Source organism: Paenibacillus canaveralius (assembly GCF_047238265.1).
Classification (GTDB): Bacteria; Bacillota; Bacilli; order Paenibacillales; family NBRC-103111; genus Paenibacillus_F.
In genome coordinates this window covers 508,833-530,336 of the sequence record NZ_JBDFMM010000001.1, presented here as the reverse complement: position 1 = coordinate 530,336, position 21,504 = coordinate 508,833, and the positions used below count along the sequence as shown (strand labels likewise).

Genomic DNA, 21,504 nt, shown 5'->3' with positions numbered 1-21,504 from the left:
GGCAGCACGCCACGGCAGCACGCCACGGCAGCACGCCACGGCAGCACGCCACGGCAGCACGCCACGGCAGCACGCCACGGCAGCACGCCACGGCAGCACGCCACGGCAGCACGCCACGGCAGCACGCCACGGCAGCACGCCACGGCAGCACGCCACGGCAGCACGCCACGGCAGCACGCCACGGCAGCACAAAAAAACCAGCAGGCCTTCGGCCGCTGGTTTTTTCCTTTCCTGCGTTTGCAGGGGGAAGCTTTTGTAAGGATTAGTGGATATCCTTCTTCTTGAATTGTCCGCCCTTCACATCGTGAATGTTGCCGACGGCGATAAACGCGTTTTCGTCCCATTCTTCGACGATGGATTTCAGCTTCGCTTCTTCCAGACGCGTAATGACGGTGAAAATCACCTTCTTGTCGTCGCCGGTATAAGCGCCCTCCCCATGAAGGTAAGTCACGCCACGGCCCAGACGCTGAGTGAGCGCATCGCCGATTTCTTTATATTTTTCACTGATGATCCATACGGATTTCGACTGATCGAGACCCTCGATCGTCACATCAATCATTTTCATCGCAATGTAATAAGCAATCAGGGAATACATCGCATGATCCCAACCGAATACGAATCCGGCGCTGCCGAGAATGAACAGGTTGACGAACAAGACGATTTCACCGACGGAAAACGGTGATTTTTTATTGATCAGAATAGCTACGATCTCCGTACCGTCCAGGGAACCTCCCGAGCGGATAACGAGCCCGATCCCGACACCGAGGATAACCCCGCCGAAAACGGCCGCCAGCAGCGGATCAATGGTAAAAGCCGGTACCGGATGAAGAAAGGAAGTGCCGACTGACATGGCGATAACACCGAACAAGGTCGAGAAGGCGAACGTTTTACCGATTTGTTTGTAGCCCAGAAACAGAAAAGGAAGATTTAAAAGGGTCAAGAAAATACCGAGAGGGAGATGGAAGAAGTGGGACAGCATAATCGAAATACCGGTTATACCGCCGTCGATAATGTTATTGGGAACGAGGAAAACTTCCAACCCGACCGAAAATAAAGCCGCACCTAACGTAATAAATACGATTCTTTGCAGAAGCTTTGCCGCAGTGGCCGTACGTTTGCCTGTTTTTTCTCCTTGAAAAGTCGATTTTTCCACACTCAATGGCCGACACCCCTTTATTTATATTTATCTAAAGCTTGCCTTAACCCGAAAAAGGAGCCTGTTTGCAACAGACTCCGGAAATGCGGCCGGCAAACAAACATCGAATACATGTATTATACCATATTATTCGCCTAGGATCACTGAATTTACCGAAATACGGTCAAAAACGGCGATCGGGATTCTTGACAAGCCTTGTGAAGGTCTAACCGAAGCCTTTTTCATGTTCTTCTCCGCAAAGGAAAACTCGGCAAACGGCGTCTCTCATCAAGCCCACGAAAGGGGCTACAAACTCTTGCGGCAAACGGCTGTTGGCCTAAAGTCGGCCTAAGCTTTGCTTAGTTTTCCCCAGGTTTCAGCTTTCATTCCAATCCGCACCGCCGTACTGCAGGATGTGCTGCTGCATTTTTTTGCTTAAACTGCCGCGGACCAGCATATAAGACACGTCCACCATATCCCTGATTTCCTGCGGATCTAGACTTCCGTCCAGAAGCACGGTATTCCAGTGGCGCTTGTTCATATGATAGCCGGGCTTTACGGCATCGGGATACTGCATGCGCAGCAGCTCCGCTTCCTCGGGCGGACATTTTAACGTTACGGTCCCCTCGCCCCTTACGGCCTCTTCCGAAGGCAGCAGAGCGAACATTTTTCCTCCCACCCGCAGCACATCGGTTTCATTGTCGAAGGGACGGTCCACAGCCGCACCCGGCTTGGACAGCGCGTATTCCTTAACCTCTTTTGTATTCATCTTTGGTGACCCCTTTCATCGCATAAGTTTTGTTTTAAACGGGATTCGCTTCTCCAGGCGTAATTCCTTTCCGGACAAAAAAAGAACACCCCGCCGGTTCGCTTAGGCTGCTGCCTTTCGACTCCTTTGGGGTGTTCCTGTTCCTAACTTCAGCGGCTTTCAAACTGCTATACTAACTTTGAAGCCTTTATACTTGCGGCTGATGGCCGTTTACGAGCGCCACGACTTCCTCAGCCGTAGACAGCCCGATCGCGCGGGCGGCGAGCTGCTGCATCTCCGCCAGGGAGAGCTTCACAATCTGGCTGCGGGCAGGCAGAATGGATGTGGCGCTCATGCTGAACTCGTCGAGACCAAGTCCGAGCAGAAGCGGAATAGCGGTCGTATCTCCCGCCATCTCCCCGCACATGCCGGCCCATTTGCCTTCGCGGTGAGCCGCGTCGATCACCATTTTAACGAGGCGCAGAATGGCCGGATTGTATGGCTGATACAGATAAGAGACGCGCTCGTTCATCCGGTCGGCCGCCATCGTATATTGAATGAGGTCATTAGTGCCGATGCTGAAGAAGTCCACTTCTTTGGCAAACTGGTCGGCCATGACAGCCGTCGACGGGATCTCCACCATAATACCGAGCTGAATCTCGTCGGAAGCCGGAGTTCCCTCCGCCGCGAGTTTCTCCTTCTCTTCGAGAAGAAGAGCCTTCGCCTGACGGAACTCGTCCAGCGTAGCGATCATAGGGAACATGATCCGCAGAGAACCGTGCACGCTGGCGCGCAGCAGGGCGCGCAGTTGGGTGCGGAAAATATCTTCGCGTTCCAGACACAAGCGGATGGCACGGAAGCCGAGGAACGGATTCATTTCCTTAGGAAGCTGCAGGTAAGGCAGCTCCTTGTCGCCGCCGATATCCAGCGTACGGACCACAACCGGCTTGCCCTCCATCTTCTCGAGGACGGCCTTGTAGGCCTTATACTGCTCTTCCTCGGTCGGCAACTGATCGCGCCCCATGTACAGGAACTCCGTCCGGTACAGGCCGACTGCCTCGCCGCCGTTCTCCAGCACGCCGGCTACGTCGGCGGGCGTGCCGATGTTCGCCGCAAGCTCGACATGGTGGCCGTCCGGGGTCACTGTCGGCTCGTTGCGCAGCTTGGCCCATTCGGCGCGTTGCTCCGCGTAGCGCTGCTGCTTTGCGCGGTATTCTTCGACCACTGCCGGCTCCGGATTGATAAGGACGTCGCCGTCCAATCCGTCCACGATCAGCAGGTCGCCGTCCTTGACCAGATCCAGCACGTTCTTCGTCCCGACGACGGCCGGGATTTCAAGCGAGCGCGCCATGATCGCGGAATGGGACGTGCGTCCACCGATATTGGTCGTAAAGCCTTTCACGTAGGTGCGGTTAAGCTGAGCAGTATCCGACGGAGTCAGATCCTCCGCCACGACGACCATCTCCTCGGAGATCGCCGACGGGCTCACGAATTTGACGCCGAGCAGATGAGCGAGCACCCGCTTCGTCACATCGCGCATATCCGCCGCACGTTCCTTCAGGTAATCGCTGTTCATGTTCTCGAACATTTCGACGAACGTCATCGCAACTTCGTTCATCGCAAATTCCGCGTTCACCTTCTCGTCGCGGATTTTCGCTTTCACCGGATCGACCAACTCGGGGTCACCGAGCACAAGCAGGTGAGATTCGAAAATCTCCGCTTTCTCTTCTCCCATCTCCCGAAGCGTCTGTTCCTTGATAGCCTCAAGCTCGGCGCTGGATTTCTCCAGAGCCTGCTCGAATTTGGCAACCTCGGCTTCCGTATCCTCCACGGTTTTGCGGATGACGGTCAAGTCGGGGTGTTCCAGACGGAACGCCCGGGCGATGGCAATTCCCGCCGAAGCGGCAATGCCACGGATATTAGCCATTAAGCTCGCCCAGCCCTTCTTTGGTCATGATTTCTTCCAAAGCGGCGATCGCTTCCGCTGCGTCTTCACCTTCCGCGGAGAAAGTAATGACGTCGTTTTCTTCCAGACCCAGGGAAAGCACGCCCAGGATGGATTTCATGGTTACTTTCTTGCCTTTGCTTTCAGCGAATACATCGGCTTTGAATTTGTTGGATGTGTTCACAAGTGCCGTAGCCGGACGTGCGTGGATTCCTGTATCGCTGGTTACTTTAAATGTTTTTTGCATAGTCGGTCATCTCCACTCGTTAATTTATAGTTGCTTCCTCTATCTTAACCGAAAAGGAGGGGGTTAGAAAAATAACGCCCTTCTCCCCCCATTCCTATTTACCTGATCGTAATAATATTTTTATCGCCCGATTTAACGTCGCCTTGCTTATTCAGACGAATTTCGGTGCCTTCCGGCAGATTCGTGAAAATGACCGGCGAGATAATGGAAGGAGCATGCTCTTTCACATAATCGAGGTCGACTTTCATGATCGGCTGACCCGCTTCCACGATATCTCCTTCGGAGACAAGCACCTCAAAGCCTTGTCCTTTCAGCTTCACCGTGTTCACGCCGATATGAACCAGCAGTTCTTTACCCGCATCCGACTGAATGCCGATGGCATGCTTACTCGGGAATACGTTGAAAATTTTACCGTTTACCGGAGACACGATCGTTCCGTTTTTCGGCAGGATAGCAAAACCGTCGCCCGTCATTTTCTGAGAAAAGACTTCGTCCGGAACAAGCGTGATATCCATCAGTTCACCGTCCGCGGGAGCTACGATCGTTTCTTCCTTCATCAGCTCGCTGCCGCCCGTATCGGGAGATTCCACAACCGGCACGCTCGCCGTCGAAGGAATGCGGCCCGCCATAACGTCCTGAATCTGATTTTTCAGTGAATCGGAACGGGTGCCGAAAATCGCTTGTACATTGTTGCCGACTTCAAGCACGCCGGAAGCGCCCAGTTTCTTCAGACGCTCTTTATCCACCGAGCCCTTGTCCTTCACTTGGACACGCAGACGCGTGATACAAGCGTCAAGGTTGGAAATGTTCGGCGCGCCGCCAAGTGCCGCCAGAATGCTGCTCGGAAGGTCGCCCGTACCGCTGGCATTGCTTGCGCCGCTGACAGGAGCATCGTCCGTATCAGCTTCCGTTTGAACTTCTTCGCGTCCCGGCGTTCTCAGGTTGAACTTGGTAATCGCGAAGCGGAACACCACATAATAGATGACCGCGAAGACAAGACCGACCAGAATCGCAAGCCACCACGGCGTACGGTTCGGCAGGACACCGAGCAGCAGGAAGTCGATCGAGCCGCCGGAGAACGTAAAGCCCAGTTTAACATTCAGCAGAGTCATAATCGCGAAAGACAGACCTGCCAGCAGGGCATGAAATACATAGAGAAGCGGTGCAACGAACAGGAATGAGAACTCGATCGGCTCCGTAATCCCCGTAAGGAAAGCCGTCAAAGCCGCGGAGCCCATAATACCGGCAATCAGCTTTTTGTTCTCGGGACGTGCCGTATGGTAAATGGCCAGACACGCCGCCGGCAGACCGAACATCATGAACGGGAAGTTACCGCTCATAAACGTACCCGCCGTAAGCGGTACGCCGTCTTTCAGACTGGGCGAAGAAAATTTTCATATCCCCGCGTACCAGAACGCCCGACTTGTCGATATACTCGCCGAACTCGTACCAGAACGGCGCATTCCAGATGTGGTGCAGACCAAACGGAATGAGAGAGCGGACGCCTACCCCGAACAAGAAGGAAGCCAGAACCGGATTCGCGTCGAGTACGGAACGGGAGAACGCGCTTAGTCCGTGCTGAACCGGAGGCCAGATAAAGATCAGAATAAACCCGGCCAGCAGCGCGGCAAGAGACGTAATGATCGGAACGAACCGCTTGCCCGCAAAAAAGCCGAGGTAGGACGGAAGTTCGATTTTATGAAACCTCTTGTAAAGGAGCGCCGCTATGACCCCCATAATAATCCCCCCGAAAACGCCCGTTTGCAGGGTGGGTATACCGAGCACACTCGCGTAAGCAGGATCTTTAAGCGTCAGCGAGAAAGGGGTTACACCCGCCAGAACGCCCATCGTCACGTTCATAATCAAGTAACCGATTGTGGCTGCGATACCGGCAACGCCGTCTCCGCCCGCCAGACCGATCGCTACCCCGATTGCGAAGAGCAAAGCCAGGTTGGCGAAAATAATGTCGCCCGCACTCGACATAAGGTGAGCCGCTACCTGAAACCCGTTTCCGCTGAGGAAAGGCATAAGCTCGATGGTGTCCGGGTTTTGCATGGCCGAACCGAACGCCAGCAGGAGACCTGCGGCAGGAAGAATGGAAACCGGAAGCATGAGCGCCTTACCTACTTGCTGGAGAGCGCCGAAAACGCCTTTTAACATGTGCTTCACTTCCTTTATCTGGTCATAGTGTCTATGGATTATTCAACCCCACAGGCAAGGCCGAAACAGCAAAAAAGGCATAAGCAGTCAAGGAATGCCGGAAATAGCTGCCGGATAAGGGTTAATATAACCCGAATCGGACCATTTCCATTCATTCTCTTTCGTGCTCATGCCTGATCGTATCAGTCACACGCGCATATCGCCTGTTCAGTTGTATAATTCCTAAGCTCCGTCATTATAGCATGACAAATCTCAACAGACAATACCATTTTTCGCACTTCGGGCGCATTAAAAGGGAGACCTCCCGAACGGGAAATCTCCGGTTAAAAAAACGGAAGTGGGCGCGTTCCGGCAAAGGAACGTCGCCCCTTCCAAAAGGGATATCGCTCCTTAAGATACCCGGGGGAATCTGCAAAGGAAATCGCTTGTGTGATCTTCAGGAGATGACTCTCATTAGCAAAACGAGGCTTTCCTCAAGCGTTCCCGCAGGGGTGATCGGACCGTCCGGATCGCTCGGACCGAAAACTCACTAAGGCGGTTCGGCCGGAATCGCCCGGCTCTGGCACCGCCGCCCTAAGACGGTTCTGCGGATCCGGTCGGCCTTAACCTTACCCGGCCGGTTTCCGGGGATAATCCGGCGTCAGAATAAACGCCGTCTCCTCCTTATCCAGAGGAGGCTGCTTGGGGAGAACACGGTCGATAAACGGAGTCGTATCCAGCTTGGCAAGCTTGACGCGCCCCGGTCCCCAGCCGATCTTCTCTCTCCAGCTGCCGAGAACGCCGGATTCCGCAAGCGCCCGCTCATCGACGTTTACTGCCTCATCTCCGAACGGAGAGACGTAAAGCGCGTCGACCGGACAGTAAACCTCGCAGATAAAGCAGGTCTGACAGTCGTCCTGCCGGGCGATAACCGGTATCCGGTCCGGTCCTTCGTCGAACACATTCGTGGGGCAGACCTTGACGCACATGCTGCAGCCTACGCAGCGGGAGGAACTGACCAGCTCGATCATGCAGGCGCCACCTCCTTTCGCAAGGCATCTCCGCCGGACGGCTGAAGCCGCTCATGCAGGGACTGCGCGGAATGTGCCGCCGGGACGGCCGCCGTCAGGGGCGGAACTTCCCCGCCGCCCTCGAACTTGACGCGGATATCGTCCAGCCCCGACACGAGCAGACGGCGCTGGTAAGCCGGATCGCTATGCGGGTATTCCGCGAGCGTATGCATGCCGCGCGTTTCCCGCCTCGCCAGTGCGGCGGTATGAATCCAGCGGGCCGCCGCCGTCATGGCGGCCGCTTCCCTGGCACGGACCCGCTCCCTCGCATCACCGCCGGGGATACCGCCCTGAACGAGCGGCCACAGTCCGTGCAGTCTTTGAAGAGACTCCCGGAGCACAGGTTCGCTCCGGAAGTAGTTGATCTCCAGCGGAAACACTTCCCGCTGGACGGCTCTTACAATCCCGGGCACATCCGTCATTACGGATGTCACCGCTGTCCCTGCCAGCCCGGCGCCGCCTGCCGGGCGGAGATTACGCCGGTCTGCCCGGCCGCCCAGCGCAAGCGAATAAGCGGCGGCGGCTTTGCCGGACCAGGTTCCGGACGAGATCGCCCACGAGGCGTTGAAGGCGCCGCCTCCGGATTGAGCGCCCGTGACCCGCTCCCGGGTGGCCGCATCGCCGGCGGCATAGAGCCCGGCCACGGTCGTCGAGCAGTCTTCGCCGACGAGCCGGATGCCGCCCGTTCCCCGCACGGTCCCCTCGTACCGGAGGGTCAGCGGGAACGGCTGCGTAAACGGATCAATGCCCGCGCGGTCAAGCGGCAGAAAGAAAATCGCGTGCGAGCTGCGCAGAATCGCACGCTTCTCCGGGGTGTCCGCCTTGTCCATGATGGCGTACACGGGCCCTTTGCTCAGCATCTTCGGCAGGAAATCGTGCGGCCGGGGCCCCTCGGAATGCAGAGGCGTGCCGTTCTCGGCATAGAAGGTCGCCCAGTTCAGCAGACGACCGCGCGTGTTCGTGGCGAATGCCGCACTCGGCGCATACTGGCGGCTGAACTCCATGCCGGAGAGTTCCACGCCCAGCTCGGCGGCCATCAGCAGACCGTCGCCGGTCAGGACGTTGCAGCCGAGGCCCTTGCTCAGGAAGGCGCAGCCTCCCGTAGCGATCACGACGGCGCCTGCCCGCACTTCCCAATCCCGGTCATCGAGCCGGGATACGCCTCTGGCTCCGCCGACACCGTGCTCGTCGACGAGAAGCTCCAGGGCCGGAGACTGGTCCAGGATACGCACCCCTGCCTTAATCACGGCCCGGCGCATAAGCTTCATATACTCCGGTCCCTGCAGATGATCCCTCATGGGGACCCCGTTCTCGTCTCTGCGGAACGGATATCCCCAGGATTCCACCAGCTCCAGGCTTTCGTACACCTGATCAAGCACACCGTGAATCCAGGAAGGTTCGGACAGGAAGCCGCCTCCTTTCATCCGCTTCCTAACCGCTTCTTCCCTCAAAACGGGATCGGGCGGCAGGTAAAGCAGATTCGTTCCTCCGGGCGCCGTCGCCCCGCTGGAACCGAGAAAGCCCTTGTCGGTCACGACTACCCTGGCACCGCGGGAAGCCGCGCTCCATGCCGCCCAGGCGCCTGCGGGTCCGCCGCCGATCACCAGGACATCGGCCGTTAATTGAAGCGGCTGTTTCTGACTCATGGTTCTTCCTCCCTGTTCTGCCGCTTATTTGGCTGTAATCTGTTTGTACGACCCGTTTGGATGGCGGATTTGACGACCGGCTTATTTCACCAGCCACTCATCGACGTTGAAATCGGTATCGGCCAATTTATCCCCAACCAGAAAATCTTTGGTCGCCTTTAAAGCCGCAATACCGCTGTCCGTGAACGATTCTCTCTGAATGCGGGAGACGGCGCTCGTTTTTTTGACCAAATCCGCCGGGGTTCCGGTATTCTCGACGACAAACGCATAATAAGCCTCTTCCTGCGTTTTCAGACTGTCCAGCGCTTCGATTCTAAGATCGTTCCATACTTTGGCGATATCGGGCACTTTTTTCAAATAGCTCTCCGACACGACCGTTACCCCCGCGCCTACGAGAGCGGGATGATCTTTGGCCGCTTCGTCCAGAACGGGAAAGCCCTGAGGAATCAGCTTGAGTCCGCGCACTTCCGTGGTCGCTATAGCGTCCACTTCTCCTCTGACCAGAGCGGCATCCGCATCTTCATCCAGCAGATGGATCAGCTGTACGTCTTTAATGCCCTGCTCTTTGAGCAGTCCCGCCAGATAGCGGTGCATATAAGAGCCTTTTTTCACGGACACCTTCTTGCCTTTCAATTCGGCCAGCGTTGCGGGGCCGTTCTTCTTCCCGAGAATAAACGCGTTGCTCCCGGATGAATTCAAGGTGATGACTTTGGACGGCGCCCCTGCGGAACGGGCCAATATAGCCGGCGTGTCACCGAGAGAGCCGATGTCGATCCGCCCGCTGATCAGCGATTCGCTCAAGTCCGGGCCGTTGGGAAACCCGACGAACTGCACGTCCGTGATCCCCAGTTTTTTCAGTTCTTCCTTAGTTTTGCCTTTGTAAAAACCCCACCCTTCGGCGCCACTCGGAAGGTTCAGCTTGTTGGCGCCGATATAGCCGATGCGCAGCACGGAAGGCGCTTTGCCGCCCGGTTCCGCTCCTCCGGACGGATCGGCCTCCGCCCGGCCGCAAGCCGAAGCCAGCAGGACCAGCGTGATTAGAATGAGCAGCAATCCGATAAGACCGGTATGTTTGTGAATGAATGACGAACGCGTCATGCTAATCCCCCTTGTATGTAGAAAATTTTCTCCGGAAAGCTTTCGTTTTCCCTTTACGTTTCCGTTAACGTTCCCGTCTCAGTTTCAAATTTAAGCCGAAAACGCCTTTATCAGCCTTCAAAACTGTCCCTCCACTGCAGCAGCTTCGACTCCAGCAGCCTGACGAACGTATCCACAAGCTTGCCGACGACCGCAAACAGGATGACCCCGACAAAAATAATTTCCGTTACCGAATTCTGCTTCGCGAAGTTGATCAGAAAGCCGATACCCGACTGGGAGCCGATCAGTTCCGCTACGACGAGCCCCAGCCATGAAACGGCCAACGAAAGCCGCAGCCCGAGCAGAATGTTGGGCAGGGAAGCGGGAATGATCAGCCGGAGAAGCTGTTTGTAAGGACTGAACTGCAGCACCTTGGCCACGTCGAACAGTTTGTTGTCCACACTCCGGATGCCGAGGTAAGTGTGCACATAGAGCGGAAAGAAAGCTCCGTTCGCGATAATGAGCGTTTTGGACGTTTCACCGAATCCGAACCAGAGGATAATGAGCGGAGCCGCCGCCAGATGGGGCACGAGGCGGATCATCTGCAGCGTCGGGTCTAGCAGCTGCTCGGCTTTGCGGAAGTACCCGGTCAACAGGCCGAACAACAGACCGAGACTGCCGCCGAGCAGAAAGCCCGTTAAAGCCCGCCACAGCGAAATTCCCATATGCTCCGTAAGCTCGCCGCTCACGGCCAGTTCTTTGAGTGCAGCGCCGATCATCAGCGGAGTCGGCAGAAAAAACGTCGATATCCAGCCGAGGTCTCCTGCCGCCTGCCACATCACGAGCACAAGCACCGGAAGAACGGCACCCTGGGCAAAATCGCTCGTCTTCGCTTTCAGAAATGTCTGCCGGGATTTACGCAAACTTCCGGGCTGTTCATGTGCTCCGGTGAGCCGCCGAAGCGCTTCCCCTCCACCGTTCATAGCTGTCCCCTCCTTTCACTTGCCTCCGTAACTGTCCTGCCACTGCAAAAGACGCCTTTCCAGCAGCCGGACCCCGGAATCCGCCGCCTTGCCGATCACGGCAAACAGGATAATGCCCACGTACACCACCGCGGTTTTGTTAAACTGCCGGGCTTCCGACATCAGATAACCGAGCCCCGACGAGGCCCCCATCAATTCGGCGACGACCAGTCCGAGCCAGGCGATGCCGAGCGAAACTCTTATGCCAAGGAAAATGTTCGGAAGCGCCGACGGCAGAATAAGCCGCACCAGCTGTTTGCAGGTGCTGAAACCCAGCACTCTCGTCACTTCAAACAGCTTTTTGTCCGCGCCCCGTATCCCCAGGAAGGTATTGATGTAAAGCGGGAAAAAAGCCCCTTTGGCAATCAGCAGCACTTTCGAAGGTTCGCCGAAACCGAACCAGAGAATAAACAGGGGCGCAATCGCCAGATGGGGAACCATCCGGATCATCTGCACGGAAGGATCGAGCACCTTCTCCGTTCTGCGGAAAAAACCGACCAGCATGCCCAGCAGAAGACCGAGTCCGCCTCCGAGCGCAAAACCTGCGGCTGCCCGCAGCATGCTTATGCCCACATTCTCCGCAAGCGCGCCGGACTCCAGCAGGCTGCGAAGCGACTTCGCGATGGTCCAGGGAGTCGGAAAAAGCAGCCGGGAGATATAGCCCGCGTCGCCGAGCACCTGCCACAAAATGATCGCGGACGCCGGTACGACCGCTCCCAGCCAGAAAGAATTCAGCCGCCGGCTCCGTTTGGAAGAGCCGGAAGACGCGGGTTCTACCGGAACAGAATCAACCGCAGCGGCCAACAACGCCGGACTTGTGCCCGGCAGCGGATTTGACGGCTTGCTCACAAAGCGGCACCTCCTTCGTCAGATTCCTGCGCTTTCAACGAGCTCCAGCTCATCCAGCTTTTCGAATTCGTTTAAAATTTTGTAACGTATTTCCTGGAACGACGTGCTCGTTTTCTTTCTCGGGAAAGGCAGATCCACCGGAACGATATTCCGGATCGCGCCCGGGCGCGGTTTGAGGATGACGACCCGGTTCGCCAGGAAAATGGCTTCATCGATGTCGTGGGTAACGAACACCATGGTCGTCCGGTTGGCCTGCCAAATATCCAGCAGCACCTCCTGCATGTGCGCTCTCGTAAAAGCATCCAGCGCCCCGAAAGGCTCATCCAGCAGCAAAATTTTCGGTTTGCGGAGCAGAGCGCGGGCAATCGATACACGCTGGGCCATTCCGCCCGAAAGTTCCCTCGGATAAGACTTCTCGAAGCCTTGCAGCTTAACCAGCTCGATCAGATTATCCACCTTGGCACGGACCTGCGGATCTTTGAGCGAAAGATCGGCCGCGATATTCTTCTCGACCGTCAGCCACGGGAACAGGCGCGGTTCCTGAAAAATGAACCCTTTATCGATTCCCGGCCCCGCCACTTCCTCGCCTTCCAGCCGGACGTTTCCATTATGATCGGTATCCAGACCCGCCACGATTTTCAGCAGCGTGCTTTTTCCGCATCCGCTCGGGCCGATGACCGTGATGAACTCGCCCTCTTTTATATCCAGATTGATATCGTGCAAGGCATGGACAATCCCCTTCTTCGTCTCAAAAGATTTATTCAGCCTTCCGATTTCAAGCAGCAGTTTCCCCATCGTGCATCCCCCTTCGTTTTAGGACAAAAATAAAAAAAGCGCATGCCGAACGGACGACTTCTCTCATCCGGATCGCAGGCGCTTCTAGTTAACTAGTCAGCAATTTGTAATTAGGAATGTTCATTTTTAAACCGGGTAACAATTGCCGGGATAAACAAATATTTATTTCATACTATTCTTATAGGATTAGACAAATATTATCACCATCGCCCGGATCGGTCAAGACCGTTTTGCAAATAAAAAAGAACGCAAAAAAACGAGCCTCACGCAGCCGCGCCGGCTCGTTTTAATCCTACGCTTTTTCAAAGGAAAGCAGTCTTGCCGGAAAATGTGGGCATTCCGGATCAGCGCTCGCCCCCGGTTTTCCCCTTTTCCAGAGAATCGTCTTTCTCCATAAGGCGGATCAGGTGCATGGTCAAATAAACCGCCTCCGCTTCGTAAACCGGCTGCCGCAGACGGCGCTGCATGACTTTCATCAAGGTCCAGGCGATGGAGTAAATCTCCGGGTACTGCTGCTTAAGCAGTTCGCCGAGCTTGTCCGGTTCGTGGACCGCCTCTTTCCTCTTTACCCGTTCGATGGCAAAACGGAGATGGCGCAGAAGCCGCGAATACGCGATGGTGCTGCGGTCGATCGTAATATGCATCTGACGCTCGATCAGGCTGATAAGCTCTCCGATGAGGCGGGAATGCTCGTTGACCTCCGATACCGGACGGTTCGTAATCGCGCCGTGAATATGAAGCGTAACGAAGCCGACCTCGGCCGGAGGCAGATGCACGTTCATTTTATTGTTAATGGTCTTGATGACATAGTCGGCTATGGCATATTCCTGGGGATAAAGCTCACGGGTTTCGAGTAAAAACGGATTTTGCAGCACGATGCCCTGCTCCAGCCGTTTGATCGCAAACGCGATATGGTCCGTCAAGGCAATATGAATATGTTCATTCAGCGGCGCCCCGGCATGCTCCGAGATATACAGAATCACCTCGTTCATAACCTCGATCAGCTTCTCGTCGATTTGGGGAATCAGCTGCTGGTATTGTTCTTTTTCTTTTTCATTGGTCAAAATAAACAGCTTCTCGACCGCTTCCGAAGGAATGAGATCCTTGGCTTTCCGGTTAAAACCGATGCCCTTGCCGATCACCACGACTTCACGATAGACGGGATGTGCCGCGATGATCACATTGTTGTTCAGCACCTTGACCACTTCTATGCTGCTGTTCTTCACTTCCGCACCTCTTCCGTGCACCCTGTTGATTCCTCCAGATTACTAGAAAAAGGCGCTTACATCAAGTTGATGGAGCAAAAGCGGGCAGGCAATCCCCGGACTTCGGGAATTACCCCCGTTTTCCCGCCATTCCTTCCGGAATCTCTTGAAGAACCCCGCCGAAAGCTTCCTCCGGATAGTAGGCGCCGGAGGACGGCTCCGCCGTGCCCATACCGGGTGCGTAGCGCCTTTTCATCTGCCCGGCCGACATTGCGATAATACGCGGAGTGAGCCGGTCCTTGTTCTCCTGAAGGCGTCCGAATCCTCCCGGATGAAGCATTCCCAGCAGAATGCGCAGGTACAGCGTCGAGGACCAGCGCCACAAGCGGTTATGCAGCGGAAGGACGGTAAATCCGAACTGTTTTGTACCGCGGTGGATCATGGAGATTCCATACACGCCCTTAAGATCGGCAAGGGCCGGGTCCGCCAGCAGGCGGTGCGCCAGTCTGGGCATGGAATGGCCCATGGCCCGGATCATCTGCACGGCCAGTTTCATCATGGAGGAGCTTTGCGCTCCGGCCTGACGAAGCCATTCGTTGTCGAGATGAAGCTCCGCCACCTTGTCACCCGGACGGATAATCTCCCCGTCGTCGAGAACCAGTTCCTGCCCGTGATACGTCCGGATGCGGTAATGAAGGAAGCGGTGCTCGGGATCTCCGGGCTGTATTCGGTACAGCCGGTGGAACAGCCGCTCCCACAGCATCCATGCGCGCAGGGCCGGGCCCCGCCGCTCCGGCGTCGGAGACGGCTGGCTCTTCGGCGCTTCGCGGGCGGCAGCCGCTTCTTGCGCGGGCCGAGGAAGCCGCACGTTCGCAGACACTTGCTCCGCCGCCTGCGGCGCCCGCACAGCCGCTACCGCGATCTGCGCGTGCTGCATGGCCGCGGCCGCCTGGCCTGCCGTCGCCGGATGCTGCGCAGTCCCCGCCGCTTCCTGCGCCTGCCGCGAGATCGCAGCAGGCAGAACGGTCATCTTCTCCGCGCGGCGGCGGACGAGCCGGCCCGGGAGATGCTCGTCAATACGCGCAAAACGGATGCCCCGCCTGCGGGCATCCTCCAGCACATCCGCGAGTGCCTCGATCATATAGCCCGGCGCATCCGGATTGGCGCCCAGCGTATCGCCGCTGTCATGAAGAAGAATGACGGCGCCGTCCTTCACCTTCCCGATCAGCTTCCTTTTGATCTTGTCGGTTCCCCCTCTGCTGCGCCAGTCAAAAGCGGCCATGGACCATAAGACAATACGGAATTTGCGGATGAGCAGAAAGTCGAACACGTTGAAAACGCCCCACGGGGGACGGTAATGAACGGGGCGTATTCCCGTAATTCGTTCGATCACGTCGGCAGAGTGCTCCAGCGTGCGGCGGACCTTCCAAGGTGTCATGAGAGCATTCGAGTGATGCATATAGTTATGCAGCCCGACCAGATGCCCTTCCTCGTGCATACGGCGGATCAGATCCGGGTAATGCTCCGCCTTGGCGCCCAGCACGAAAAAAGTCGCTCGCGTGCCTTTCCGGGCAAGCAGATCCAGAAGCTGCGGCGTGTACTGCGGATCGGGGCCGTCGTCAAAAGTCAACGCGGCGCACGGGCTGCCGCTTCTGCTTTTGAACACACCGTATCCGAGCCGGCGGATCAGGAAGGTAGGCACAAGGGTGTAGATAAGATAGAAAATAAAGACCATCCATATAATTCCTTCAACCACGGTGCGTCACCCCCTTTACGGCGGCTTTGCCGTCTGTCTTACCCGAAGGCTGAAGCGGTACAAGTATGTACCACAGCGCAATGGCTCCCAGCAGAACCGCACTTGCCGCAATTACGAAAACTTCGCCGTACCGGTCGGCCAGCCATCCCCCGAGAACCGGCCCTATAAAGGCGCCGAGCCCCTCGACACTGGATAGCGTCCCCCATCCCATCTCCTGATGCCCTTTGGGAACGTAGAGAGCCATCAGGGCGTTCCAGGCCGGCAGCACGCAGGCATAGGAAACGCCAAGAAGAGCGGCTGTCAGCAGCGCAAACTCCAATTCTTTTATAAACGTCATCACATACAGAGCCGCCGCCAGAAACGCAAACCCGATAATCAGAAATCCGCGGAGCCCGAAGCGGTCAGAGAGTTTTCCCATCGGCATTAAACAAATGACCGTGCACAGCCCGCCGGCCAGCAGAACCATGGAGTATTCCGCATACTGCAAGCCCATGACTCCCGATGCAAACCCCGGAAGAACAGGAACAAGCAGACCCGCCGCAAGAGTCTGCAGCATCATCGGAGGCAGAAGCGGTTTCGCTGCGCCGAGCTGTTTTTTGAGTACGCCGGCCTGCACTTTCCACGTGACGGTTTTCTTCCGCGTCCCTTCGGCTCTGCCCCCCATTCCCAGAGAAAGCAGGCAGCCCAGTCCCCACAACCCGAGCAGGATAAAATAGGTGACCGACAGGCTGTAGTCCAGCACAAAATTTATTACGACGGGGCCCGCACCGAGTCCGGTGAGCCAGACGGTATACAGGACGCCCATTTGAAAAGCGCGCTGTTCGGCCGTTACCCGGCTCAGACAAACGAGCCAGATCGGGGAAATTCCGACCCCAAATAAAGCCGCCGACAGGAGAAAAACAAACACATTCTGCGGTCCTTGCAGCAGAATAAGCCCGATCAGAGAGAAGAGCATCCCTCCGCCGACAATAACCCGGGCGGGGAACCGGTCGAGAAGAAACCCCGCCAGCCCTTTTACAACCATATCTACTACATAGTGAATGGAAATCGCCAGACCGACAACCGTCACGGGGTAATGAAGTGCCTTCTCCGCATATACCGGCAGATAGGACAGCAGGTAAGCGCCCCGGACGAATTCCACGACAAAAAGAATGAGTGCGTACCCGATTAATCGGGCGGTAAGCCGGCGCTGTTTGTTCTCATCCATCGTTCTCACCTCGCTCGTTCGCTGCTGCGGGCAGGATGATGCCCGATCTCTTCTAGAATATGCGAGACAATGGTTTGGCCCGCATTTTTTTTGTGCAGTTTGCGGGCGGACGCCCGGGCCGACTCCGGCGGCCATTCGCCGCGGATCACCCTTCCGACCTGCCGGACAAGCTCATCCGGATTAAAAGCGGCGAGCGCCGCGCCCTTTTTCACGAAATAATCGGCATTTTCTTTCTCCTGGCCCAAAAAAGGCCGATAAACGACAACGGGTACTTCCAGCGCAAGCGCCTCGGACAAGGTAACACCGCCCGCTTTCGTAATCATGCAGGCGGAATCGGCCATCAGCCGGTGGATGTCCTCCACAAAACCGTGAACACACACGCGGTCCTGTCCCGCGAAAGCCGTTTCAAAATACCGCTTCAGGCGCCCGCTGCGGCCGCATACGAGTACGATTCTCACGTCCGGAATCTCCTTGAGAAGTTTGACGCATAGCCCGCGCAACCCCTTCAGCACGCCGTACGCACCGGCCATCAGAAGCACAAAGGGAGGCGCCTGTTCGGCCTCTCCGCTTATTGACACGGTATTCCCGGTTTCCGCAGCCTGAAAGGAAGGCCGCAGCGGGATCCCGCTGACTTTAATGTTATCCGCCGGTACGCCTTTCGCGACCAGCAGGGTTTTCAGCTCTTCCGAAGGAACGAAATAATGCCTTACGTCCGGGTGAATCCACCGGGAATGAAGATCGTAATCCGTCACGATCGAGAATGTCGGAATCGTTTCGCCGCAGTGCGTTCCCGTATCGGGCATCCCCTTAAGGGGGAATGTGTTCACCACCGCCGCCGGCTGGTGTTCGCGGATCATTTGGCGGAGCTTGCGGTCTCCCAGGGAGTGGAGCCATCTGGAAAGCAGGGCATCCGCCCGCATATCTTGCGTCAGGTAGTAGCTAAGGCCGTACAGGCCGATGGAAGATGTTTTCAGATACACGAAGCGGGTGAAGGAGTTGAACCAGGGATGCGCCTGTGCGAACAAGTCCACAAGCTCTACGTTGCTTATGCCTTGATTTTCAAAGCTCTGCCGCAGTGCCCGGGATACTTGCAGATGGCCGTCTCCGTAACTGGCATAGAGGATGAGTATTTTGGCATCGGGGTTCATGGGCATAACCACGCTTCCTGTTATGGAATAGGGTTATTATACGAATTTCGCGTAAATATTATTGTCGCTTTTACCAAATTTCTTGTAAAGCCGCCGCGTAGCGCCGTTCGCTGCGGGTTTCCAGCACGATGCGGACCGCTTCGGCCGATGCATTGGACCGGCGTGTTCGGCCCAGGTTCTCCCGCATGGTATAAAGCAGCGACGGACTTCTCAGAAGAACGCCCAACTGTACGATCAAGTCGTTCATGTTCTTCGCTTTTACGGCGATTCCCGCCTGCAGCAGGAAACGGGCGTTGTCCTCTTCTTGTCCCGGAAGGGACTTGTAGATCACGATCGGCAGCTTCATGGCCATCGCTTCCGAGATGGTAAGCCCTCCCGGCTTCGTGACGAGCAAATCCGCCGCGGCCATCCACTCGTGCACGTTGTTCACGTACCCGGTAGCGAGAATACGGTGGCGGGAATGAGCCGCCAGCTCCGTAATCTGCGCGCGGAGCTTCTCGTTGTTCCCGCAGACGACGACCAGCTGCGTCCGGACCGGCAGCGCTTCGAAGGCTTCGAGCCTGTTCGCCAGCTCGCCGCCCATCATGCCGCAGCCGCCTCCCATGAACAGGATCGTCGGCAATTCGGGATCGAGCCCGAGCTGACGGCGAGTCTGGGCGCTCTCGTAGGTGCCCTGGAATTCCGGCCGGATCGGAATGCCCGTTACTTCGATGCGCCCTGCGGGCACACCCGCCTGGATCAGGCCGTCCCGGACGGTGTCGGAACCGACCAGGTACTTGTCGGTCTCCGGGTAAACCCAATAGCTGTGGTCCGTATGGTCCGTAATGACCGTGGCCGTAGGCACGTCGTACAGCCCGTAAGCCCGGACGGCGGACATCGCGCCCGCGGCAGGAGGGAAGGTGGACACGACCACCGTCGGCTCCACTTCATGGAGCAGCTTCATCATGCGGCCGAGGCCGAACCGGTTGAACTGCTTGAGAATATACGAGAAAAAGTTCGCTTCTCTCGTTTTGTTGTATACATATCCGTACGCAGACGGGAACGTTTGGAGTCCTTTCAAAAACATATACCGCCCGATGGAATTCATGAAGGGATGCGTCCACTCCATAAAATCGAGCAGGACCGTCTCCGCTCCCGGATACCTCTGAGCGATCTCGCGGCGGATCGCTTCCGCCGCCTGTTTGTGCCCGTCTCCATAGCTTCCCGAGAGAATCAATACTTTATGTCCGTTCTTTTTCATGGTCCGCAGCCCTTTCCGTTAACCTTGTTCTTGTCACTATTCTACTCGGTCCCGAGGGGGAATCAGAACCGACTCACGACGGTTTTTATACCTGGTCTTAGGTCCAGGTAGCCCGATTCCCTCCCCGCCCGCCGAGACATCCGGCAAGCCGGAATCACAAGAAGCCTTCCGGCCGGCAGGCTGCAGAAGGCTTCTGTTTCTAAGATGCTGCGCTTGGTTGAGTGAGCTTCTGTGCCGTTCACGGTTATCTGTACCGCACGGTATCGCACCGTACGGGGGATAACACGGATGCTTCCAGTCAAACCGACTCGGCTTGTTCCGCCAGACGCGAGATTACGGGCGCGCCGTCCCATACAATCGCGGACGGGGCTTCTCTTTGACGCATATGCGGTTTATCCAGCAGGGTAAAAAAGTTTTCCGAAGGCAGTTCGCCCAGACCGTGCTTTGCGCATAGTCTGCCGAGGTACGGATTTCCTTCCTGCCGGTTTCCCGAAACATTGTCCCCTTTCAGCGAGAAAGCGTAGAGAACGCTCGCGACGGGAACTCTCGTAATTTTATAAACATTCGCGGTGCGAAGGAAGAAATCCCAGTCCCAGTAATGATGCACCTCGGGATCGTAAGGACCGAGCGTATCGTGGATCGCCCTGCGGTACAGGGTGCCTGACGGAACATACGTGGAAAATGCCCGCATCTCCGCGAGGTCGAATCCGTAAGCGAACAGCCGCCGGCTGACGGGGATGCGCGTGCGTCCCTCCACCCGGTAATCGAAAAGCTCCGCATCGGAATAAGCGAAGTCCGCTCCCGTCTCTTCGAGAGCGGCAAGCATGCGCCTGATATGTCCCGGCGTCAGGAGATCGTCGTCGTCGCAAAGCAGAATCAGCTCCCCGCGTGCGCGGCTGAGCGCCTCGTTGCGGGCATGCACATGCTTCAAATTGACCGGCTGGTTAATGACCGTGACAGCCAGCTCCGGATAGGCATCCGCCACAAAATCCACGGATACGCCGGCATCGTTCACTACAAGCACTTCCATGTTCGGGTAATTCTGCGCCGCCAGGGTCTCCAGCAGCTCGCCCAATACGTAAGGCCGGTTATATGTAGGGATAACAGCCGATATGAACGGCTCTCGGGTTGTTTTCGTTTTGTGCGGTTCTCTCACTTGGCGATCCGTTCCTTTCCCTGTGCAGCAGGAGTCATCAAATCGTTTCCCCTCTACTATACATGATGATGCCCGTCCGCGTCTGTATGATCATAAGCCTGTTGATAAGTATGCCGTTCTATGTCATTATGAATAAAGATTTTCAAAAAATAGGACTTAGTGCCTACACATAATACCTAGTCATTTGCGAAATCAAGGATTTTTCCTTTCATTTTAGGCAAAAAAAGGATAGAATGTAGGGTATAAACCTTTTTTGTTAGGAAAAAAGTAACGGCTTGTCAAGTTGCACTTGGAGTTTTTTTCCTTTTTGAGCACGGGCAGCAGCTAGGAGGTTTCTTCATGCAGGCAAGTAAAATTCTTGTTGTCGACGATGATCACCATATCTTGGAGATCGTCTCCCTGTATTTACGGCGCGAGGGCTTCGAGGTCGTCACCGCCGATCACGGGGATCATGTGCTTCAACTGGTCACCGAACAACGTCCCGATCTTATTTTGTTGGACATTCTGCTTCCCGGCATGGACGGTATAGAGCTCTGCCGCCAACTGCGGAAAACAAGCGACATCCCGGTTATTTTCCTGTCTGCGAAGAGCGAAGACATCGACATCATTCTCGGTCTGAGCATAGGAGGAGACGACTATGTGACGAAGCCGTTCAGCCCCGCGCAGCTTGTCGCCCGCGTGAAAGCGCTGCTTCGCCGGTGCTCTCCGGCCCGCAATATCGCGGACCAGCATGTGCTGAAGTTTCCCGATCTGGAGATTGATCTGCACAGCCACATCGTCAAGGTTCAGGAGCGGCCTATCGCCCTGTCCGCCAAAGAATTCGACCTGCTCAGCCTGTTGGCGCAAAATCCGAACCGCGTTTACCGGATTGAGCAGCTTTTCGAGCAAGTCTGGAGCCTGGAGAGCTTCGGCGATCCCCGTACACTCATCGTTCACATCAGCAATCTCCGCAAAAAAATCGAGCCGAATCCGTCGGACCCCCGGTATATCATTACCGTTCGCGGAGTCGGTTACAAATTTAACGGAAATCCCGTCTGATCGGAAGCCGCTAAGTTAAAACAGGGCACGGCAGGGCGGTACGGTGCTCCCGCGTCGGAGGGCCGAGACGGTACGGCACGT

General features: G+C 56.3%; 17 protein-coding genes and 1 pseudogene. 1 reads left to right on the top strand and 17 read right to left on the bottom strand.

What is annotated here, in order from left to right:
* Positions 1-262 precede the first annotated feature (262 nt).
* The 17 genes and pseudogenes from ABC395_RS02375 to ABC395_RS02295 all read right to left on the bottom strand — a co-directional run bounded on the left by ABC395_RS02375 (position 263) and on the right by ABC395_RS02295 (position 20,385).
* Complete coding sequence (locus ABC395_RS02375; RefSeq protein ID WP_413000435.1) at positions 263-1,159, bottom strand: YitT family protein; 897 nt, start codon at positions 1,157-1,159, stop codon at positions 263-265.
* A gap of 352 nt (positions 1,160-1,511) precedes the next feature.
* Positions 1,512-1,904, bottom strand: coding sequence for an MmcQ/YjbR family DNA-binding protein (locus ABC395_RS02370; RefSeq protein WP_413000433.1), 393 nt, complete (start codon positions 1,902-1,904; stop codon positions 1,512-1,514).
* Between the two features lie 187 nt (positions 1,905-2,091).
* Positions 2,092-3,810, bottom strand: coding sequence for a phosphoenolpyruvate--protein phosphotransferase (gene ptsP / locus ABC395_RS02365; protein ID WP_413000432.1), 1,719 nt, complete (start codon positions 3,808-3,810; stop codon positions 2,092-2,094).
* Positions 3,803-4,075, bottom strand: a complete 273-nt coding sequence (locus ABC395_RS02360; RefSeq protein ID WP_103996530.1) for a phosphocarrier protein HPr — start codon at positions 4,073-4,075, stop codon at positions 3,803-3,805. The genes ptsP and ABC395_RS02360 overlap by 8 nt, the downstream gene beginning before the upstream one ends.
* Positions 4,076-4,173: 98 nt before the next feature.
* Positions 4,174-6,235: pseudogene (gene ptsG, locus ABC395_RS02355) on the bottom strand (glucose-specific PTS transporter subunit IIBC).
* Between the two features lie 608 nt (positions 6,236-6,843).
* On the bottom strand, positions 6,844-7,245 hold the full coding sequence (locus tag ABC395_RS02350) for a 4Fe-4S binding protein (protein WP_413000431.1): 402 nt from the start codon (positions 7,243-7,245) through the stop codon (positions 6,844-6,846).
* Positions 7,242-8,930, bottom strand: a complete 1,689-nt coding sequence (locus tag ABC395_RS02345; protein ID WP_413000429.1) for an FAD-dependent oxidoreductase — start codon at positions 8,928-8,930, stop codon at positions 7,242-7,244. Before ABC395_RS02345 ends, ABC395_RS02350 begins: the two co-directional genes overlap by 4 nt.
* 81 nt (positions 8,931-9,011) lie before the next feature.
* Positions 9,012-10,028: an ABC transporter substrate-binding protein gene (locus tag ABC395_RS02340; protein WP_413000427.1), complete on the bottom strand. Its 1,017-nt coding sequence runs from the start codon at positions 10,026-10,028 to the stop codon at positions 9,012-9,014.
* A gap of 110 nt (positions 10,029-10,138) precedes the next feature.
* Positions 10,139-10,990 carry an ABC transporter permease gene (locus ABC395_RS02335; RefSeq protein WP_413000425.1) on the bottom strand — a complete coding sequence of 284 codons (852 nt, stop codon included), beginning with the start codon at positions 10,988-10,990 and terminating at the stop codon, positions 10,139-10,141.
* A 15-nt stretch (positions 10,991-11,005) separates the two neighbouring features.
* Positions 11,006-11,836 (bottom strand): ABC transporter permease, encoded by an 831-nt coding sequence (locus ABC395_RS02330; protein WP_413006672.1) that lies wholly within the window; start codon positions 11,834-11,836, stop codon positions 11,006-11,008.
* 60 nt (positions 11,837-11,896) lie between these two features.
* A complete protein-coding gene (locus ABC395_RS02325) occupies positions 11,897-12,673 on the bottom strand; it encodes an ABC transporter ATP-binding protein (RefSeq protein ID WP_413000424.1) in 777 nt (258 codons plus the stop codon).
* A gap of 344 nt (positions 12,674-13,017) precedes the next feature.
* Positions 13,018-13,920 (bottom strand): glucose PTS transporter transcription antiterminator GlcT, encoded by a 903-nt coding sequence (gene glcT / locus ABC395_RS02320; protein ID WP_413000423.1) that lies wholly within the window; start codon positions 13,918-13,920, stop codon positions 13,018-13,020.
* 88 nt (positions 13,921-14,008) lie between these two features.
* Positions 14,009-15,634 (bottom strand): polysaccharide deacetylase family protein, encoded by a 1,626-nt coding sequence (locus ABC395_RS02315; RefSeq protein ID WP_413000421.1) that lies wholly within the window; start codon positions 15,632-15,634, stop codon positions 14,009-14,011.
* Entirely contained in the window at positions 15,627-16,841 is a 1,215-nt protein-coding gene (locus ABC395_RS02310) for an MFS transporter (RefSeq protein WP_413000420.1), read from the bottom strand. Before ABC395_RS02310 ends, ABC395_RS02315 begins: the two co-directional genes overlap by 8 nt.
* Positions 16,842-16,846: 5 nt before the next feature.
* Positions 16,847-17,995 carry an MGDG synthase family glycosyltransferase gene (locus tag ABC395_RS02305; RefSeq protein WP_413000419.1) on the bottom strand — a complete coding sequence of 383 codons (1,149 nt, stop codon included), beginning with the start codon at positions 17,993-17,995 and terminating at the stop codon, positions 16,847-16,849.
* Between the two features lie 64 nt (positions 17,996-18,059).
* Complete coding sequence (locus tag ABC395_RS02300) at positions 18,060-19,229, bottom strand: MGDG synthase family glycosyltransferase (RefSeq protein WP_103996541.1); 1,170 nt, start codon at positions 19,227-19,229, stop codon at positions 18,060-18,062.
* Between the two features lie 298 nt (positions 19,230-19,527).
* Positions 19,528-20,385 (bottom strand): glycosyltransferase family 2 protein, encoded by an 858-nt coding sequence (locus tag ABC395_RS02295; RefSeq protein WP_413000418.1) that lies wholly within the window; start codon positions 20,383-20,385, stop codon positions 19,528-19,530.
* Positions 20,386-20,724: 339 nt separating this feature from the next.
* Between ABC395_RS02295 and ABC395_RS02290 the strand changes: the two genes are divergently transcribed.
* Positions 20,725-21,423 carry a response regulator gene (locus ABC395_RS02290; RefSeq protein ID WP_413000417.1) on the top strand — a complete coding sequence of 233 codons (699 nt, stop codon included), beginning with the start codon at positions 20,725-20,727 and terminating at the stop codon, positions 21,421-21,423.
* Positions 21,424-21,504 lie beyond the last annotated feature (81 nt).

Excerpts from the sequence above, each read along its gene's own strand:
- ABC395_RS02370 (WP_413000433.1), bottom strand. The coding sequence starts at position 1,904 with ATGAATACAAAAGAGGTTAAGGAATACGCGCTGTCCAAGCCGGGTGCG.
- ptsP (WP_413000432.1), bottom strand. The coding sequence starts at position 3,810 with ATGGCTAATATCCGTGGCATTGCCGCTTCGGCGGGAATTGCCATCGCC.
- ABC395_RS02360 (WP_103996530.1), bottom strand. The coding sequence starts at position 4,075 with ATGCAAAAAACATTTAAAGTAACCAGCGATACAGGAATCCACGCACGT.
- ABC395_RS02350 (WP_413000431.1), bottom strand. The coding sequence starts at position 7,245 with ATGATCGAGCTGGTCAGTTCCTCCCGCTGCGTAGGCTGCAGCATGTGC.
- ABC395_RS02345 (WP_413000429.1), bottom strand. The coding sequence starts at position 8,930 with ATGAGTCAGAAACAGCCGCTTCAATTAACGGCCGATGTCCTGGTGATC.
- ABC395_RS02340 (WP_413000427.1), bottom strand. The coding sequence starts at position 10,028 with ATGACGCGTTCGTCATTCATTCACAAACATACCGGTCTTATCGGATTG.
- ABC395_RS02335 (WP_413000425.1), bottom strand. The coding sequence starts at position 10,990 with ATGAACGGTGGAGGGGAAGCGCTTCGGCGGCTCACCGGAGCACATGAA.
- ABC395_RS02325 (WP_413000424.1), bottom strand. The coding sequence starts at position 12,673 with ATGGGGAAACTGCTGCTTGAAATCGGAAGGCTGAATAAATCTTTTGAG.
- ABC395_RS02310 (WP_413000420.1), bottom strand. The coding sequence starts at position 16,841 with ATGGATGAGAACAAACAGCGCCGGCTTACCGCCCGATTAATCGGGTAC.
- ABC395_RS02305 (WP_413000419.1), bottom strand. The coding sequence starts at position 17,995 with ATGCCCATGAACCCCGATGCCAAAATACTCATCCTCTATGCCAGTTAC.
- ABC395_RS02300 (WP_103996541.1), bottom strand. The coding sequence starts at position 19,229 with ATGAAAAAGAACGGACATAAAGTATTGATTCTCTCGGGAAGCTATGGA.
- ABC395_RS02290 (WP_413000417.1), top strand. The coding sequence starts at position 20,725 with ATGCAGGCAAGTAAAATTCTTGTTGTCGACGATGATCACCATATCTTG.